At 64.3% G+C, this 16486-nt stretch carries 16 protein-coding genes; 10 read left to right on the top strand and 6 right to left on the bottom strand.

All coding sequences use genetic code 11. The annotated features are described in order from the left end of the window. Positions 1-44: 44 nt before the first annotated feature. The 5 genes from B5483_RS05445 to B5483_RS23425 all read left to right on the top strand — a co-directional run bounded on the left by B5483_RS05445 (position 45) and on the right by B5483_RS23425 (position 3340). Positions 45-479 (top strand): MOSC domain-containing protein, encoded by a 435-nt coding sequence (locus tag B5483_RS05445; RefSeq protein ID WP_079729681.1) that lies wholly within the window; start codon positions 45-47, stop codon positions 477-479. Further along, positions 476-1675, top strand: a complete 1200-nt coding sequence (locus tag B5483_RS05440; RefSeq protein WP_079729680.1) for a phosphoglycerate kinase — start codon at positions 476-478, stop codon at positions 1673-1675. Before B5483_RS05445 ends, B5483_RS05440 begins: the two co-directional genes overlap by 4 nt. Before the next feature lie 123 nt (positions 1676-1798). Beyond that, positions 1799-2710: a fructose bisphosphate aldolase gene (locus B5483_RS05435; protein ID WP_079729679.1), complete on the top strand. Its 912-nt coding sequence runs from the start codon at positions 1799-1801 to the stop codon at positions 2708-2710. A gap of 82 nt (positions 2711-2792) precedes the next feature. Further along, on the top strand, positions 2793-3089 hold the full coding sequence (locus tag B5483_RS23430; RefSeq protein WP_245828823.1) for a hypothetical protein: 297 nt from the start codon (positions 2793-2795) through the stop codon (positions 3087-3089). Positions 3090-3133: 44 nt separating this feature from the next. Further along, positions 3134-3340, top strand: a complete 207-nt coding sequence (locus B5483_RS23425) for a hypothetical protein (protein ID WP_054947382.1) — start codon at positions 3134-3136, stop codon at positions 3338-3340. On the opposite strand, the gene B5483_RS05425 is transcribed toward B5483_RS23425, so the two are convergent. Beyond that, positions 3337-3804: a hypothetical protein gene (locus B5483_RS05425; protein ID WP_245828822.1), complete on the bottom strand. Its 468-nt coding sequence runs from the start codon at positions 3802-3804 to the stop codon at positions 3337-3339. The genes B5483_RS23425 and B5483_RS05425 overlap by 4 nt on opposite strands. A gap of 78 nt (positions 3805-3882) precedes the next feature. Between B5483_RS05425 and thiE the strand changes: the two genes are divergently transcribed. Further along, positions 3883-4554, top strand: a complete 672-nt coding sequence (gene thiE / locus B5483_RS05420; RefSeq protein WP_054947384.1) for a thiamine phosphate synthase — start codon at positions 3883-3885, stop codon at positions 4552-4554. Between the two features lie 10 nt (positions 4555-4564). On the opposite strand, the gene B5483_RS05415 is transcribed toward thiE, so the two are convergent. Further along, positions 4565-5659 carry a helix-turn-helix transcriptional regulator gene (locus B5483_RS05415; RefSeq protein ID WP_079729677.1) on the bottom strand — a complete coding sequence of 365 codons (1095 nt, stop codon included), beginning with the start codon at positions 5657-5659 and terminating at the stop codon, positions 4565-4567. A 108-nt stretch (positions 5660-5767) separates the two neighbouring features. Between B5483_RS05415 and cysD the strand changes: the two genes are divergently transcribed. The 4 genes from cysD (at position 5768) to B5483_RS05395 (ending at position 9896) form a co-directional block, all read left to right on the top strand. Beyond that, complete coding sequence (gene cysD / locus B5483_RS05410) at positions 5768-6670, top strand: sulfate adenylyltransferase subunit CysD (RefSeq protein ID WP_054947386.1); 903 nt, start codon at positions 5768-5770, stop codon at positions 6668-6670. Next, positions 6670-8595 (top strand): sulfate adenylyltransferase subunit CysN, encoded by a 1926-nt coding sequence (cysN, locus tag B5483_RS05405; protein ID WP_054947387.1) that lies wholly within the window; start codon positions 6670-6672, stop codon positions 8593-8595. The genes cysD and cysN overlap by 1 nt, the downstream gene beginning before the upstream one ends. Then, a complete protein-coding gene (locus B5483_RS05400) occupies positions 8592-9329 on the top strand; it encodes a 3'(2'),5'-bisphosphate nucleotidase CysQ (protein WP_079729676.1) in 738 nt (245 codons plus the stop codon). Before cysN ends, B5483_RS05400 begins: the two co-directional genes overlap by 4 nt. A 120-nt stretch (positions 9330-9449) precedes the next feature. Continuing rightward, positions 9450-9896 (top strand): MarR family winged helix-turn-helix transcriptional regulator, encoded by a 447-nt coding sequence (locus B5483_RS05395; protein WP_079729675.1) that lies wholly within the window; start codon positions 9450-9452, stop codon positions 9894-9896. A 36-nt stretch (positions 9897-9932) separates the two neighbouring features. Here B5483_RS05395 and B5483_RS05390 read toward each other — a convergent pair whose 3' ends face one another. The 4 genes from B5483_RS05390 to B5483_RS05375 all read right to left on the bottom strand — a co-directional run bounded on the left by B5483_RS05390 (position 9933) and on the right by B5483_RS05375 (position 16483). Next, positions 9933-10925: an AMP-binding protein gene (locus B5483_RS05390; protein WP_079729674.1), complete on the bottom strand. Its 993-nt coding sequence runs from the start codon at positions 10923-10925 to the stop codon at positions 9933-9935. A gap of 290 nt (positions 10926-11215) precedes the next feature. After that, the gene (locus tag B5483_RS05385) at positions 11216-11704 is read right to left on the bottom strand and encodes a MarR family winged helix-turn-helix transcriptional regulator (protein ID WP_079729673.1); all 489 of its coding nucleotides are present in this window, start codon (positions 11702-11704) and stop codon (positions 11216-11218) included. A 175-nt stretch (positions 11705-11879) separates the two neighbouring features. Then, the gene (locus B5483_RS05380) at positions 11880-13292 is read right to left on the bottom strand and encodes an efflux transporter outer membrane subunit (protein ID WP_079729672.1); all 1413 of its coding nucleotides are present in this window, start codon (positions 13290-13292) and stop codon (positions 11880-11882) included. Then, entirely contained in the window at positions 13289-16483 is a 3195-nt protein-coding gene (locus B5483_RS05375) for an efflux RND transporter permease subunit (RefSeq protein ID WP_079729671.1), read from the bottom strand. Before B5483_RS05375 ends, B5483_RS05380 begins: the two co-directional genes overlap by 4 nt. Positions 16484-16486 lie beyond the last annotated feature (3 nt).

The raw sequence follows: 16486 nt of genomic DNA, 5'->3' as shown, positions 1-16486 counted from the left end.
GCACACTCCTTGGCATAGCGCGGCGTTCGCGATCGCGTGGTGCCATGGAGGAATTACCGTCCGTCGCCGTCACTGCCGCCGCGGGAGTCCAAGGGGACTTTCGCGGCGTCGTGCGTCAGGGCCCGGACGGGCGCAAGCGGCAGCCGCGCCGGCAGGTCTCGTTGATCGAGCTTGAGAGCTGGCACGCAGCGCTGCACGATCTGCACATTTCCGAAGATGCGCTCCTGCCGTGGCATGCCCGGCGGGCGAACCTGTGCGTCTCGGGCCTTCGTCTGCCGCGAGAAGCGGGTGCGGTGATCGTGATCGGGCCGAACTGCCGCATCGAGATAACCATGGAATGCGATCCATGCAGCCGCATGGATGAAATCAAGCCCGGGCTGATGGCCGCGCTGGCGCCGGACTGGCGTGGCGGCGTGCTGGGCCGGGTGCTGGACGATGGCGAAATCGCCGTCGGAAACGAAGTAAGGATCGAGCAATGAGCGCTTTCAAGACCCTTGATGACCTGGGCGACGTGAACGGCAAGGTGGCGCTGGTGCGCGTCGACCTCAACCTGCCGATGCAGGGCGGCGCGGTAACCGACGAGACCCGCATTCGCGCGGCTGCTCCGACGATTCTGGAGCTGGCCGGGAAGGGGGCCAAGGTCCTGCTGCTGGCCCATTTCGGCCGTCCGAAGGGGGAACGCTCCTCTACCCTGTCGCTCTCGATGGTGGTCGGCGCGGTCGAGAAGGTTCTGGGCACGGAAGTCATGTTCGTGCCCGAAGTCACCGGTCCCGTAGTTGCGCAGTCGGTCGACATCCTGCGTCCCGGCGACATTGCGATCCTCGAGAATACGCGCTTCTGGAAGGGCGAGGAAAAGAACGACCCAGATTTCGTCAAGGCGATTGCCGAGAACGGCGACTTCTACGTCAACGACGCATTCTCTGCCGCGCACCGTGCGCATGCGACGACCGAGGGCCTGGCCCGCGTCCTGCCGGCTTATGCGGGCCGATCGATGCAGGCCGAGCTTGAAGCGCTCGACAAGGCGCTCGGGGCACCGGAAAAGCCGGTGGCGGCCGTTGTCGGCGGCGCCAAGGTCTCGTCCAAGCTCGATGTGCTCAAGCACCTTGTGAGCCAGGTCGATCACCTGATCATCGGCGGCGGCATGGCCAACACCTTTCTCGCCGCCAAGGGCGTCGATGTTGGCAAGTCGCTTTGCGAGCATGACCTGACCGGCACCGCCAACGAGATCCTCGAAGACGCTGACAAATCCGGCTGCACCGTGCATCTGCCCTACGAGGTGGTCGTGTCGAAGGAATTCGCGGCCAACCCGCCGTCGCTGCGCACCTGCAACGTCCACGAGGTTGCTGCCGACGAGATGATCCTCGACGTCGGCCCGCTTGCAGTCGAGGCGCTTGGCGATGTCCTCAAGACCTGCCGCACGCTCGTCTGGAACGGTCCCATGGGTGCCTTCGAAACTGTGCCTTTCGATGCGGCGACGGTCGCCCTCGCACGCACGGCCGCGGCCCTGACCGTGGAGGGTTCGCTGATCTCGGTGGCCGGTGGCGGCGATACCGTTGCTGCGCTCAACCACGCGGGCGTGGCGCAGGACTTCTCGTATATCTCGACGGCCGGCGGCGCTTTCCTCGAATGGATGGAAGGCAAGGAACTGCCCGGCGTCGCCGTGCTGGAGGCCTGAGCGCGAACCGCACCTCGCGAGGCAAAGGCGCTTGAGCGGATTAAGCCCTTTGCCGAGGTTGCGCGCCAGCACCCCCGTAGATAGCCCCGATTATCAACACGTGAGACAACCAGGAGGAGAACCATGCAAGTTTCACAGATGACGGCCAAGATGGCCGATGGAGACGGTTTCATAGCCGCGCTCGACCAGAGCGGCGGCTCCACGCCGAAGGCCCTCAAGGGCTACGGCATCGAGGAAGGCGCCTGGTCGACCGAAGAGGAAATGTTCGGTCTGATCCATCAAATGCGCAGCCGCATCATCTCTTCTCCTGCCTTCACCGGCGACAAGGTCATCGGCGCGATCCTGTTCGAGCGCACCATGGACGGCCAGGTTGACGGCGTTCCCACTCCGACCGCGCTGATCAACAAGGGCATCGTGCCCTTCATCAAGATCGACAAGGGTCTCGAGGATGAAGCCAACGGCGTGCAGCTGATGAAGCCGATGCCGACGCTCGACGCGCTGCTGGAACGTTCCAGGGCGCTGGGCGTGTTCGGCACCAAGGAGCGTTCGGTGATCAATTCGGCGAACGCCGAAGGCATCGCCGCCGTGGTCAAGCAGCAGTTCGAGATCGGCCAGCAGGTCCTCTCGCACGGCATGATGCCGATCATCGAGCCCGAGGTGAACATCAAGAGCAAGACGCGCGCCGAGTGCGACAAGCTCCTGCTCGCCGAGATCCTCAAGAACCTCGACGCGCTGCCGGAAGGCCAGCAGGTCATGCTCAAGCTTTCGCTGCCGGTCGTCCCGGGCACGTTCGACGCTCTCGTCGAACATCCCAAGGTGCTGCGCGTTGTTGCGCTTTCGGGCGGCTACGAGCGTCCCGAGGCCTGCGTCGAGCTTGCCAAGAACAAGGGCATCATCGCCAGCTTCAGCCGCGCGCTGCTGCAGGACCTGCGTGCGCAGATGAGCGACGAGGAATTCGACGCCTCGCTCGGCGCTGCGATAGACGAGATCTACAAGGGTTCGACCCAGAAGGCTGGCGCCGCTGCGGCGGCCTGACCGGTCTGATCTTACCGGCTTGCGGAAAGGCGGTGCCCGAGCGGGCGCCGCCTTTTTTCGTGCTCCCAGCCGCTATGCCGACATGGCGCGCAATGCCGTGGAGATCATGGACCGTAACTTCTACGAACGCTCCTGCGATGTACGCTGGTGGGCGACCGACAGTGCCTTGGTCGGTGTGGCCGAGCAGCCCAGTGACGAAGCCGTTGCCCATGCCGCATCCCGGCTCGCCACGATCCTGTGGTCCTGCACCGTCTATCTCGATCTCTCGATTGCCGATCGTTCCGGCAATGTCATCGCCAATGGCCGGCCCGAGCGCTACCGCGGCGTCATCGGTGCCGATGTGTCGCGCGAGGACTGGTTCCGGCACGGTCCATCGTAGGGGGCATTTCTCTTTCGCTGGAAGTGCGCAAGCATTCCAGGGTCATGCTGCCCGATTCCCGCTACCGGGTCATCGCATCGACCGAGCCGGGTGCATTCGGCAAGACCTATCCGCTCAAGCCCGAGGCAGAGTGGGGCTGTGACAGCAAGGACGGCAGGATCGTCGCCTATGGCCTGACTCCCGGCTACGAGACCTGTCGCGGGCTGGGCTGGCATGGCTGCACAGAGTGCGCGATCGACGCTGCCGCCTAGAGCCCGCCCATGAAGCGGAAGCCGAAGCGATAGGTGCCCGGATCGATCACGCCGCCGCTTTCGCCTCCGGCCACCCGGTCTGGTCGTACTTCGACGAGTTCCAGGCTGCCGTCGGCCACCTGAAGCGGATTGCCGGAGGCGATCTCGCGGGTGGTGCTGCCGGAGCCCAGATCGATCCGGATGCGCAGGCGGACTTGTCCGGCCCAGACGCAGCGGGCGTTCATCGGGCAGCGGCTGTCTTCGAGGACCTCCAGCGGCATGACGCGCGGACCGTCGACATAGACGCTCTGGCCAAGGGCTGCGTACGTGAGGGGAGCCTGCTCGCCCGTGGGGGCGTCGTTCGTCTGTTCCTGTGGTGGCAGCGGGGCGGACTGTGGCTCTGCCGGAGGAATGATGGTGCACCCGGCAAGGGCGAAGCCTGCCGCCAGACTGGCGAGCAGAAGATAGGATTGTCTTGCGATCATGGGTGCGATCACAACATGCGGCAGATGAACCGCTCCGGAATGCTTGGCGCAAGGCGCGTGCAGGGCTAGAGGGCTGCCATGACCGATCAAATCGACACCGACCAAGCCGACCAGGACGAAATCGCGCGCGAGCCGACGCTGCTCTACCTGATCTCTCCGCTCAAGGTGGACGGGGACTTTCCCGAGCGCCTTGCCCGCGCGCTCGACGCGGGGCCGGTCGCGGCCTTCCAGTTTCGTGTGAAGGACATTGACCAGCACGAGGCCGCGCGGCTTGCCGAGCCGCTCCAGGCGATCTGCGCCGAGCGGGATGTCGCCTTCATCGTCAACGATTCGATCAGCCTCGCCAAGCGCCTGGGCGCGGACGGCGTGCATCTCGGACAGGAAGACGGTACCGTCGAGGAGGCCCGCAAGGCGTTGGGCCGCGATGCGCAGATCGGCGTGACCTGTCACGACAGTCGCCACCTCGCCATGGAAGCGGGCGATGCAGGGGCCGACTACGTGGCCTTCGGCGCCTATTTTCCCACCACCACCAAGGACGTGAAGCACAAGGCGGGCCTCGACCTGCTCGAATGGTGGCAGCGTATCTTCGAGATCCCCTGTGTTGCTATCGGCGGCATCACGCCTGAAAATTGCGGATCGCTCGTTGCGGCAGGGGCGGATTTCCTTGCCGTGTCGGGGGCGGTCTGGAACGGCGACGAGGTGGCCGCGGTAAAGGCTTTCAACGAGGCGATTGCCGCCGCGATGCCGTGATACCTCGCGGTCAGGCGAGGACCGCGGTACTCTCGTAGACGAGGCGTACCAGTTCGGCCTGACCGCGCACGCCCAGCTTGGCGTAGAGCCGCTTCGAATAGTTCCGCGCGGTCTCCAGCGTAAGGCCCATGCGCTCGGCGCTTTCGGCGATGGAGTGTCCACCGGCCAGTGCCATGGCAAGCTCGGCTTCGCGCGGGGGCAGATCGTGAACCTGTGAAAGCCGCGTCGCGCCCTGTGTCGGCGAATCGTGCGGGAGAGGGACGAGCGCCAGAATATCTCCGGGCTGCTCGCTCCCTCCGTCCATGGCCATCAACAGCGCTTCCATCCGGGGGGCCCGGCGCAGCAGGACGGGGTGCGCCGGATGCTGCGGATTGTCTGACAGATCGGTGATAGCCATCGCCAGCTCGCGTTCCGCGCCGTGGTCCAGTGCGCGCAGCCGCTCGCCGATGCGCGGTTCGCCGCCGCAATGCCTTTCCCAGTAGGACGCGGTCTCGGGATCGATGGCGGTCAGGCGTTGCTCGCGGTCGAAGGTCATCCAGCCCCGACCGGCGCGGGTGAGGCTCAGGGAATTGATCCGGGCAAGCAGGCGGTCGCGTTCGGCGGCCACCAGATTGCCCAGCGCGATTGCGACATAAGGAGCGAGGTTGGAGAGCAGGGCGCTGTCGGCGGCGGAGCAGGGTTTGCTCCGGGCCAGCATGAGCCACGCTGTGAAGGTCTCGCCATCTGTGATGCGCACGATGCGCTCGTCGGCAAGGCCCAGGTTCGCCATTCTGCGTGCGCGGGCGGCTCGGGCGACAGGGTCGTGTTCGACGAGTTCGGAGAGGCTGTACACCCGGTTTGACCGCAGTTGTTCGAACAGCGCGTGGTCGGTCTCGAATGGATCGGGACTGCCGGTCTCGACTGCGCGGCGGCGCAGGTCCTCCCCGGCGAAATAGGTGGCCTCACGCTTCCCGGCCCAATCGTGAGTGCGATGGATGAGTCCGATATGGTTTGCATCCGTCCTGCGGCGCAGGCGCTCGAGGAACGTCGCGAAGCGCGGATTCTCGCGCATTCCCGTGAACAGGGGGAGGATCAGATCGGTTTCGTCGGTGCTGGTCAGAGCCATGCCCTCCCATATGGGAGGTTCGCGCAAAAGTCATCCCTGCAATGACATGCGCGACAGACGGGCGACGGCCGTGCCGATCCCCGCCGAAGCCCACGCGAAGGGATTGAGATGAAGACACTGACCCACCTCGAGAGGCTGGAGGCCGAGAGCATCCACATCATCCGGGAAGTCGTTGCCGAAGCCGAAAGGCCGGTGATGCTCTACTCGGTCGGCAAGGACAGCGCCGTCATGCTGCACCTTGCGCGCAAGGCTTTCTATCCCTCGCCGCCGCCGTTCCCGCTACTCCACGTCGACACGACCTGGAAGTTCAGGGCGATGTACGAGCTGCGCGACAAGATGGCCGAACTCTCGGGCATGGATCTGCTCGTCTACCAGAACCCCGAAGCGCAGGAGAAGGGCATCAACCCCTTCGATCACGGTTCGCTCCATACCGACATGTGGAAGACCGAGGGGCTCAAGCAGGCGCTCGACAAGTACGGTTTCGACGCCGCATTCGGCGGTGCGCGCCGGGACGAGGAAAAGAGCCGCGCCAAGGAGCGCATCTTCTCGTTCCGCACATCCTCGCATGGCTGGGACCCGAAGAACCAGCGGCCCGAGCTGTGGAACCTCTACAATGCCAAGAAGGCGCGCGGGGAATCGATCCGTGTCTTCCCGATCTCGAACTGGACCGAGCTCGACGTGTGGCAGTACATCCACCTGAACGACATTCCGATCGTTCCGCTCTACTTCGCCGAAAAGCGCCCGACCGTTGAGCGCGACGGCATGCTGCTGATGGTCGACGATGAACGCTTCCCGCTGAAGCCCGGCGAAGAGCCGGTCATGCGCTCGATCCGCTTCCGCACGCTGGGCTGCTACCCGCTGACCGGTGCTGTCGAGAGCGAGGCGAAGACGCTCCCCGAGGTGATCCAGGAAACGCTGCTCACCACCACGTCCGAGCGGCAGGGCCGCGCCATCGACAAGGATGCCGGCGGTGCCGGCATGGAAGTCAAGAAGCAGCAGGGGTACTTCTGATGACCGACACCAAGACCCGGAACGAGCCGGTGTACGTCGTCGACGAGCTGATCGCGCAGGACATCGACGCCTACCTCGAGCAGCATGAGCACAAGACGATGCTGCGTTTCATCACCTGCGGCAGCGTCGATGACGGCAAGTCCACGCTGATCGGGCGTCTGCTCTACGATTCGAAGATGATCTTCGAGGACCAGCTCGACGCGCTGACTTCGGATTCGAAGAAGGTCGGTACGCAGGGGCAGGAAATCGACTTCGCGCTGCTGGTCGACGGTCTCGCCGCCGAGCGCGAACAGGGCATCACCATCGACGTCGCCTATCGCTTCTTCAACACCGAGAAGCGCAAGTTCATCGTCGCTGACTGCCCGGGCCACGAACAGTACACCCGCAACATGGTGACCGGCGCCTCGACCGCCGACCTCGCGGTGATCCTGATCGACGCGCGTAAGGGCGTGCTGGTGCAGACGCGCCGTCACTCGTACCTGTGCCACCTGATCGGCATCAAGAACATCGTCCTGGCCGTCAACAAGATGGACCTCGTCGATTATAGCCAGGAAGTCTTCGACAAGATCGTCGCCGACTACACTGGGTTCGCCAACTCGATCGGCATAGAGAGCTTCACGGCCATGCCGATTTCGGGCTTCAAGGGCGACAACATCACGACGCTTTCGGCGAACACGCCCTGGTACAAGGGCCCGACGCTCGTCGAGCATCTCGAGACCGTCGAGGTCATCAGCTCGGTCGACGCTGACAAGCCGTTCCGCATGCCGGTGCAGTGGGTCAACCGCCCGAACCTCGACTTCCGCGGGTTCTCCGGTCTCATCGCCACCGGTGCGGTCAAGCCGGGCGACAAGATCCGTGTCCTGCCTTCGGGCAAGACCAGCACCGTCAGCAAGGTCGTCACTTTCGACGGCGACATCGAAGAGGCAGTGGCCGGCGAGTCCGTCACCGTCTGCTTCGAGGACGAGATCGACTGTTCGCGCGGTTCGGTGATCTCGGTCGCCGACAATCCGCCGCAGACGGCCGACCAGTTCGAATCCACCATCGTGTGGATGGCCGACGAGGCACTGGTGCCGGGCCGGGCCTACTGGCTCAAGCTTGCCACGCAGACCGTATCGGTCACGGTTCAGGAGCCCAAGTACACGGTCAACGTCAACACCATGGAGCACATGGCGGCCAAGACGCTTGAACTGAACGAGATCGGCGTGGCCGAAATCACGACCGACAAGCAGGTCGTGTTCGAGCCCTATGCGGACAACCGGGCGCTGGGCGGGTTCATCCTCGTCGACAAGATGACCAACGCCACGGTTGCGGCGGGCATGATCAACTTCTCGTTGCGCCGTTCGCAGAACGTGCACTGGCAGGCGCTCGACATCGGTCGCAAGCAGCATGCAGCGCTCAAGAACCAGACGCCGGCAGTGCTCTGGTTTACCGGTCTTTCCGGTTCGGGCAAGTCGACCATCGCCAACATGGTCGAGAAGAAGCTGCACCGGATGAACCGGCACACCTTCCTGCTCGATGGCGACAACGTGCGCCACGGCTTGAACAAGGACCTAGGCTTTACCGAAAGCGACCGCATCGAGAACATCCGCCGCGTCGGCGAAGTCTCGAAGCTGATGGCGGACGCCGGCCTGATCGTCATCACCGCGTTCATCTCGCCCTTCCAGGCGGATCGCGAAATGGTACGTTCGATGCTGCCCGACGGCGAATTCTTCGAGGTCTTCATCGACACGCCGCTCAAGGTGGCCGAAGCCCGCGACGTCAAGGGCCTCTACAAGAAGGCGCGTTCCGGTGAGCTGAAGAACTTCACCGGCATCGACAGCCCCTACGAAGCCCCGCGCAGCCCGGAAATCCGGATCGACACGACGAAGATGTCGCCTGAAGAGGCGGCGAACCTGATCGTCGACACGCTTCTGGGAGACGCATGATGATGACTGACGGCGATCTTGCCGCACATCTTGCCGGGGTCGCCGGCAAGATCCTCATCGAGGTGCGTGAATCCGGCATGTTCGAGGGCAAGTCGCTCGGCAAGGCGGGGGACCAGACGGCGAACCAGTTCCTCGTCCACGCGCTGCGCCAGCAGCGTGCGGATGACGGACTGCTTTCGGAGGAGGAAAAGGACAACGCTGAACGCCTCTCGAAGGAGCGCGTCTGGATCGTCGATCCGGTCGACGGTACCCGTGAATATGGCGAGGAGCGTGCCGACTGGGCCGTCCACGTCGGCTTGGCGGTAAATGGCGTGCCGGTCTTGGGCGCGGTTGCGCTGCCCGGGCTTGGCGAGGTCCTGCGGTCGGATCAGCCGGGTGAACTTCCCGCTGCACCGGAAAAGCTGCGCATGGTGGTAAGCCGCACCCGTCCGGCCAAGGAGGCCACCGGCGTGTGCGAGGCGATTGGCGGCGAACTCGTGCCCATGGGCTCTGCCGGTGCCAAGGCCATGGCGATCCTGCGCGGCGAAGCGGATATCTATCTGCACTCGGGCGGTCAGTACGAGTGGGACAGCTGCGCGCCTGCTGCGGTCGCGCTTGGCTGGGGCCTGCATGTGTCGCGCATCGACGGCAACCCGCTCGTCTATAACCAGCAGGACGTCTACATGCCCGACCTGCTGATCTGCCGTAAGGAACATGCCGAGATGGTCCTGCGCGAAGTGAAAGCCTTCTTTTGATTCAGGTGCTTGCGGTGATCCGGCATTGCAGCTGGATCCCCGCAAGGCATTTGCATCGTGCACTGACCGACGCAATATTTGCACTGGTCAATAATAAGCAAGCCTACTAAGTTTTCGGCCATGGAACGAAGGCTCGGCACACTTCTGGGGCAGGTCGCGCGGCTGATGCGTCGCAGATTCGACCAGCGCGCGCGGGAAATCGGCATCACGCGCCCCCAGTGGCAGGTCATCTACGTCTTGCGACGCCATGAAGGCATCAAGCAGGGCGAACTGGCCGAGATCCTCGAAGTTGAGCCGATTACTGCCGGTCGCATGATTGACCGCATGCAGGATGCAGGGCTGGTTGAGCGCCGCGCCGATCCCACCGATCGCCGGGCCTGGCGCCTGTTCCTGACGGAACGCGGGCAGGGACTTGTCGGGCAGCTTGAACCGCTTTCGGTTGAAATTTCCGACCTGGCCCTCGCCGGTGTTTCGGATGCCGAACAGGCCCAGTTGTTCGAAACTCTCGAGAAAATCCGCCTGAACCTTAGCGGCAAGCCGATCGCACCGGCTCACGACGAGGATTGAACGCCTGTTGGTTCGGCGGAGAACCGCTTGCGCCAGTCAGCTCGGTCGGATGTCGATACGGGGCATCGGCCCTTCGGAATGCGCCAGCTTTGCTTCGACTCCGGCAAGCGAGTCGTGCGCAAGGGCGGTGATCGTGTCGCGTGGCCCTGCGCGGCCCCAGGCGCTGGTGAAATCTGTCGAGGGAAACAGCTCAAGTGCTCTTCGCATGATCTCCAGGGGGATCTCGGCTCCGGCGCAGGCGATGCCGCGCAGGGTCGAGAGATCCCGCGCCATTCCCGCTTCCATCTCCTCGACAATGCGCGCCAGCAGGGGCGGAACCACCAGTGCCTGAGAAACCCTCTGGGTTTCCACCAAGGCAAACCATCTCTCGGTGGTGATGGCGGGCAGCAGGATCACCTTGCGATGCGCCTGAACGGAGCAGAGCAAGGCAAGAATGCCAGCACCGTCATGGGGAGGCACAGCCAGTAAGGTGACGCCCGGCTGGTCAGAAGCGAGCGTGGCCGGTGCACGGGAGACATGTTCCAGCAATTCGGCGTGGCGGAAGATCTCCGCCTTGGGCGATCCGTTGGTGACATGCTGGAAAATCTCGATGGCGACGCCTTCGCCGGGATCGTATTCGCGGGCATCGTCGGCAGGTACAGTCTCTTGCGCCTTGAGGCTGAATTCTTCGCGCGAAAGGATCATGTGTCCCTGCGCACCGGCAATGCGCGTAGCGCGTTCCTCGTCGCCGATGACGATTGCGGGAACGAGCCGTTCCAGTTCGGCGGTCAGCACCTCGTCGGGCAGTGCGCAGTCGAGCGGGCAATACGGCACGCCTGCCAGGGCTGCGCCGAACATCGCAAAGACGGCGGCTTCGTTGTTCTCGTCGATGATTGCGACGGCCTCGGCTTCGCTCTCCTGTATCAGTTCGAAGGCGCCGCGCGCGGCATCGAGCAGGTCTCCGTAACGCCACGATCGCTCGTTGCAGACCAGTCCGATTTGGTCGGGTGCGGATGCGGCCGCGCGTTCGAGAAGGAGTGCGATGTTCATCTGATCTACTCAGCCTTTGGGACCGTTACGGCGGGGTGGGCGAAAGATCGGGGAATGCGCGCACGATGGCGGTACGCGCCAAAGGAGGCGGGCCTGATGAGCAGGCTCGGAACATAACGCAGCAACTGTCAGCCGGGTCTCGACCATGGTCTCGACATCCTCACCGCATCTTTATCTGCTTTCGGCTGAATGTAGTGCTTTTCGGCGCAAAAGTCAGGGGGCGGGAGAGCTTTTGGCGGATGCGAAGAAGAGTGCGCGCTCCGCGGAGAGGTTAGCGCGCACCTTATGTCTCAGCCGCGGCTGACGTTCTCGTAGATGCGCGCCATGAAATCCTTGAGCTGATCGATCTCCTCGACGGAGAAGTGGCTGAACATGCGGTCTTCACTGGCCGTGGCGATCTGGTGGAGCTGTTCGAGCAAGGGGGTGGCCGCTTCGGTCAGGTAGATGGCACGGGCTCTGCGGTCATCCTTGCGGTCGCGCCGGATCAGCAGGCCCTCGGCGCAAAGCCTGTCGATGAGGCGCCCCGCCGAGGCTTCCGACATTTCCAGGTGCTCGGCGATCACCCGCTGCGTGGCACCGGGATTGCGGGAAACGACAGCGATCAGAGTCCATTGCGATCGGGTGACGTTGAGCGTTGCGACCTTGCGATCGAAATTGTTGCGCAAGAGCCGGGCAATGACGGTCAAGTTCAAGGCGATCTGGCGGCGGGGGTCGATATTCTCGCCGCTGAAAGGATTCTTGGAAATGTCCGCGGATGTCTTTTCAGCTTCAGTCGCCACGTCCGCTCCTTGCCGTACCCTTCGATCCCGCACCCTGCGCCGCCCCTTGTGGAACTGACACAATCGCGCAGTGCAAGGGTGAGCTTCGGCAAGGCGCAAGGTCAAGCTCGCTCGCCGAGTTTTCGACGGCGCGATACCTTGTCGGTCCTTCGTCCGGTTCGCGAGAGGTGCCGGTCTAGTCGGAAGCGGCAGCGTCGCTTGCCTGGTCGCCGCCCAGCACGCGGTAGAGCGTGATCCGGTTCGAAGCGACGGCAAGCCGAACAGCCACTTCGGTCTTGCGCGCCGAATAGAGGCTGCGCTGGGCATCGAGGTTGTCGAGATAACTGTCGATGCCCTGTCTGTAGCGGGCCTCGGTCAATTTCGCCGTATCGTTGGCGGCCTCGGTAAATGCCCGGGCAGAGCGCAGGCGCTCGGACAGCGTACCCTGATCGGCCAGGGCGTCGGCCACTTCGCTGAAGGCGGTCTGGATCGTCTTTTCGTAAGTGGCGAGGGCTGCGTCGCGCCGGGCCTTGGCGACATCGACGTTCGCGCCCTTGCCGCCAGCGTTGAAGATCGACCAGCCGGCATTCCCGCCGCCGGTCGCCGAAAAGGCCCCGTCGGTAAACAGCGACGACAGCGACTTGCTGGCAAATCCCAGCAGGCCGGTCAGCGAGATCGAGGGAAAGAGCTGGGCGCGGGCCACGCCGATGTCGGCATTGGCGGCGCGCAGGTCGTATTCCGCACCGATGACGTCGGGGCGACGAAGCAGGACTTGCGAACTCGTCCCGGCGGGCAGGACGGCCAGACTATCGTTCACCTGGTCGATGGTGTCGGGAAGCATGGTCCGGTCGATGTCGGCGCCGACCAGCAGGCGGATGGCGTTGATGTCCTGCGCCAGCGCCGTCTGCTGCGAAGCGAGGTCCCCGCGCGCGGTCTCGAGGACCTGCTGGGCCTGCCGCAGATCCGTGCGCGGAGCGACGCCCGCCTTCAGCAGGGCACCGGTCAGTTCCACGCTGCGCTGAGCATTGGCTGCAGTTTCCTGTGCAATACGCAGCAGGTCCTTGTCCGCCGCATACGTGGACCACGCGCGGGCAAGATCCGCGACGAGGCCGAGCCGGACGGTCCGTGCCGCCGATTCCGTCGACAGCGCCGCATTGCGCTGCGCTTCGGTGGCATTGGCGAGCTTGCCGAACAGGTCCAGTTCGAAGCTGGAGACGCCGCCCTGCGCCGAATAGGACCAGCCGTCGCCGCTGCTGCCCTGCCGATCGGCATAAGTCGCAGAGCCGCTCACGCCGAGTTCTGGGAACTGGTCTGAACGCACGACACGCACTTGCGCACGGGCTGCCGCGACATTGGCGGCGGCCACGCGCAAGTCGCGGTTGTTGGCCAGTGCCTGCCGGATCAGCGCCTGCAGTCGCTCGTCGCGAAAGATCCCGGTGTAGGAGACGAGGGGAAGCGCAGCCTCGCTTTCCGTGAGGTATGCGTCGCCCGCAGGCCAGGAAGCCGGCACCGGTGCGTCGGGCTGGACATACTTCGGGGCCATCGAGCAGGCCCCCAGCGCCATGGCCGGGAGCAAGATGGCAAGGCGTGCCCTGGAGGAGAGCATCATGCGCCTTCTCCCGCTTCTGAGTGTCGCTCGGCAAGCTTGCGCCGGGCTGCCGCCAGGCCGTCGCGAACGCCGCGCCGGACAAGGACGAAGAACAGCGGGATGTAGAAGATCGCCAGGATCGTTGCGGTCAGCATCCCGCCGACGACGGCGGTGCCGATGGCCACGCGGCTGTTCGCGCCGGCACCCGTCGCCAGTGCCAGCGGCAGCACGCCGAAGATGAAGGCGAAGCTCGTCATCAGGATCGGACGCAGGCGAATCCGCGCCGCTTCGAGGGCGGCGTCGATCACGCGCTTGCCTTGCCGTTCGGCCTGCTCGGCGAACTCGATCATGAGGATCGCGTTCTTCGCGGCAAGGCCCATCGTGGTGAGCAGGCCAATCTGCAGGTAGACGTCGTTTTCCAGGCCGCGCAGGGTTACGAAGACGATCGCTCCCAGCAGACCGAGCGGGATCACCAGGATCACCGCGACCGGGATCGACCAGCTTTCATAAAGTGCGGCAAGGCACAGGAACACGACCAGCAGCGAAAGGCCGTAGAGCAGTGGCCCCTGACCCGTGGAGAGCCGCTCCTGGTAGGAGGAACCTGCCCAGGCCACGCTCGTGCCGGGGATCTGGCTGGCCAGTTCCTCCATCACGTCCATCGCCGTGCCAGAACTGACGCCGGGCGCGGGCGTGCCCGAGAACTCGTAGGCCTGAAGTCCGTTGAAGCGCGAACTGCTGCTGGGGGCAGTCGACCAGCTCACTTTCGAGAAGGCCGAGAATGGCGCCATCTGCCCGTTGGAACCGCGCACGAACCACTGGCTGAGGTCTTCAGGGCGCGAGCGGTACTGCGCGTCGCCCTGGACATAGACCTTCTTGATGCGACCCTCGTCGAGGAAATCGTTGACGTAGTCGCCGCCCCAGGCGGTGCTCAGGGTCGCGTTCACGTCGTTTTGCGACAGGCCATAGGCGCTCAGCGCCTGCGTGTTCGTATCGACCTTGAGCGTGGAGACGTCGGGCAAGTCGCTGAGGCGAACCTGGGCGAGGCGGGGATCGCTGTTCGCCAGCGCCAGAAGCCTGTCGCGCGCGGCGGCGAAATCGGTCCGGCTCATCCCGCCATTGTTCTGCAGTTCCATGGTGAAGCCGGAATTCTGGCCGAGACCGCGGATCGATCCGGGCACCAGCGCGAAAACCTGTGCATTGCGCAAGCCGCCGAACGCTGCCGAGGTGCGGTCGACGATGGCCTGCGCCGTGTTCTCGTCGCCGGGCCGGTCGTCCCAGTCGATCAGGTTGAGGAACCCGGTGCCTGTGTTCTGGCCCGATGCCCCGAGCCCGCCGCCCGAGATCGTGAGCATGCCGGAGACGAGGTCCTTGTTCTCGCCGAGGAAATACTTCTCGACCTGATCCTGTACCTCCTCCGTCTTCGAGCGCGGCGTTCCGGCCGGCAGACGCCACTGCACGAAGATCGAGCCCTGGTCCTCGTTGGGCAGGAAGCCGGTGGGGAGTCTGATGAACAGGGCATAAGTTGCGACGCAGACCACCGCAAAGATACCAAGCCACCGCCATTTCTGCTCGACGACGCGCTCGACGGCCCTGCCGTAGCGCTCCGTGCCGTGTTCGACGGTGCGGTTGAAGCCCTTGTGGAACTTGTCCAGAAACCGCGCGAATGAGGGCAGGCGCCTTTCCAGCCAGGCCGGCGCGTCGTCGCCGTTCCTGGGCTTGAGCAGGGTGGAGGTCAGGGCCGGGCTGAGGATCAGCGCGACCAGCACCGAGAGCACCATGGCCGAGATGATCGTCAGCGAGAACTGGCGATAGATCACGCCGGTGGAGCCGCCGAAAAAGGCCATGGGCAGGAACACGGCCGAAAGTACCAGCGCAATCGCGACGAGGGCCACCTGGATTTCCTGCATCGACAGGATGGTCGCCTCGCGTGCGCTCATGCCGGGATTTTCCTCCATGAGCCGCTCGACGTTTTCGACCACGACGATGGCATCGTCGACCAGCAGGCCGATCGCCAGCACCAGCCCGAACAGGGTCATGGTGTTGATGGAGAAGCCCGCGAGGTAGAAGATCCCGAAGGTGCCGAGCAGGACGACCGGGACGGCGATGGCCGGAATGAGCGTGGCGCGCCAGCTCTGCAGGAAGACGAACATCACCAGCACGACCAGCACGATGGCTTCGAACAGGGCCTTCGCCACTTCCGAGATCGACAGCTTGATGAAGGTCGTGGAATCGTTGGCGTAGATGTAGTTCATGCCGTCGGGCAAATCGGACGAAAGGGCGGTCATCGCCGTCTTGACGCGCTCTGCGGTCTGCAGCGCGTCGGCGCCGGGCGACAGCGAAATCGAGATGCCGGCACCGGGGTGCCCGTTGACGCGGGTGACCGAGGAATAGTTTTCTGCCCCGATTTCGACCCTCGCGACGTCGCTGATGGTCACGGTCGAGCCGTCGGTCTTCGTCTTGACGACGATCCGGCGGAACTGATCCGGGGTCTGCAATCTCGAACCGGCGGTGACGATGGCATCGATGGCCTGGTCGTCGGGTGAGGGCAGGCCGCCCACTTCGCCGGCCGCGACTTCGGTGTTCTGGGCCCTGATTGCGGTAATCACGTCGCTGGGCATGAGCGAGACCGCGGCAAGCCGTGCCGGATCGAGCCAGATGCGCATGGCGTGCGGCGATCCGAAGACGCGAACGTCACCCACGCCTTCGATGCGCGATAGCGGGTCCTGGATGTGGGAGGTCAGGTAGTCGGAAACGTCCTGGTTCGAACGCGTGTCGGTCTCGTCAAAGACCGCGACAACCAGCAACTGGTCCGGGTTGGACTTGGTGACCCTTACGCCCTGGTTCTGGACCGATTGCGGCAGCCGGGACAGCGCGGTCTGCACCTTGTTCTGGACCTGGACCTGGGCGATGTCCGGATCGGTCCCCTTGCTGAAGACTGCAGTGATGGTGCCCTGGCCGCGATTGGTCGACTGCGAACTGAAATAGAGGAGGCCGTCGATCCCGGTAAGCTGCTGCTCGATGATCTGCGTTACGCTGTTCTCGACGGTCTCGGCAGAAGCGCCCGGGTAAGTGGCGCGGATGTTGACTTCGGTCGGCGCGATGTCCGGGTATTGTTCGTTGGGCAGGAGTGCGAGCGCACCGATGCCCCCAAGCATCACGATGATCGCAAGCACCCAGGCGAAGATCGGGCGGTCGATGAAGATCCGGGACATTCG

Source organism: Novosphingobium mathurense (assembly GCF_900168325.1).
In the GTDB taxonomy this organism is placed as follows: domain Bacteria; phylum Pseudomonadota; class Alphaproteobacteria; order Sphingomonadales; family Sphingomonadaceae; genus Novosphingobium; species Novosphingobium mathurense.
This window is presented reverse-complemented; position numbering and strand designations above follow the sequence as displayed.

What these genes read in the sequence shown, in the direction of transcription:
- B5483_RS05445 (WP_079729681.1), top strand. Translation starts at nt 45, where the DNA reads ATGGAGGAATTACCGTCCGTCGCCGTCACTGCCGCCGCGGGAGTCCAA.
- B5483_RS05440 (WP_079729680.1), top strand. Translation starts at nt 476, where the DNA reads ATGAGCGCTTTCAAGACCCTTGATGACCTGGGCGACGTGAACGGCAAG.
- B5483_RS05435 (WP_079729679.1), top strand. Translation starts at nt 1,799, where the DNA reads ATGCAAGTTTCACAGATGACGGCCAAGATGGCCGATGGAGACGGTTTC.
- B5483_RS23430 (WP_245828823.1), top strand. Translation starts at nt 2,793, where the DNA reads ATGGCGCGCAATGCCGTGGAGATCATGGACCGTAACTTCTACGAACGC.
- B5483_RS23425 (WP_054947382.1), top strand. Translation starts at nt 3,134, where the DNA reads ATGCTGCCCGATTCCCGCTACCGGGTCATCGCATCGACCGAGCCGGGT.
- B5483_RS05425 (WP_245828822.1), bottom strand. Translation starts at nt 3,804, where the DNA reads ATGATCGCAAGACAATCCTATCTTCTGCTCGCCAGTCTGGCGGCAGGC.
- thiE (WP_054947384.1), top strand. Translation starts at nt 3,883, where the DNA reads ATGACCGATCAAATCGACACCGACCAAGCCGACCAGGACGAAATCGCG.
- B5483_RS05415 (WP_079729677.1), bottom strand. Translation starts at nt 5,659, where the DNA reads ATGGCTCTGACCAGCACCGACGAAACCGATCTGATCCTCCCCCTGTTC.
- cysD (WP_054947386.1), top strand. Translation starts at nt 5,768, where the DNA reads ATGAAGACACTGACCCACCTCGAGAGGCTGGAGGCCGAGAGCATCCAC.
- cysN (WP_054947387.1), top strand. Translation starts at nt 6,670, where the DNA reads ATGACCGACACCAAGACCCGGAACGAGCCGGTGTACGTCGTCGACGAG.
- B5483_RS05400 (WP_079729676.1), top strand. Translation starts at nt 8,592, where the DNA reads ATGATGATGACTGACGGCGATCTTGCCGCACATCTTGCCGGGGTCGCC.
- B5483_RS05395 (WP_079729675.1), top strand. Translation starts at nt 9,450, where the DNA reads ATGGAACGAAGGCTCGGCACACTTCTGGGGCAGGTCGCGCGGCTGATG.
- B5483_RS05390 (WP_079729674.1), bottom strand. Translation starts at nt 10,925, where the DNA reads ATGAACATCGCACTCCTTCTCGAACGCGCGGCCGCATCCGCACCCGAC.
- B5483_RS05380 (WP_079729672.1), bottom strand. Translation starts at nt 13,292, where the DNA reads ATGATGCTCTCCTCCAGGGCACGCCTTGCCATCTTGCTCCCGGCCATG.
- B5483_RS05375 (WP_079729671.1), bottom strand. Translation starts at nt 16,483, where the DNA reads ATGTCCCGGATCTTCATCGACCGCCCGATCTTCGCCTGGGTGCTTGCG.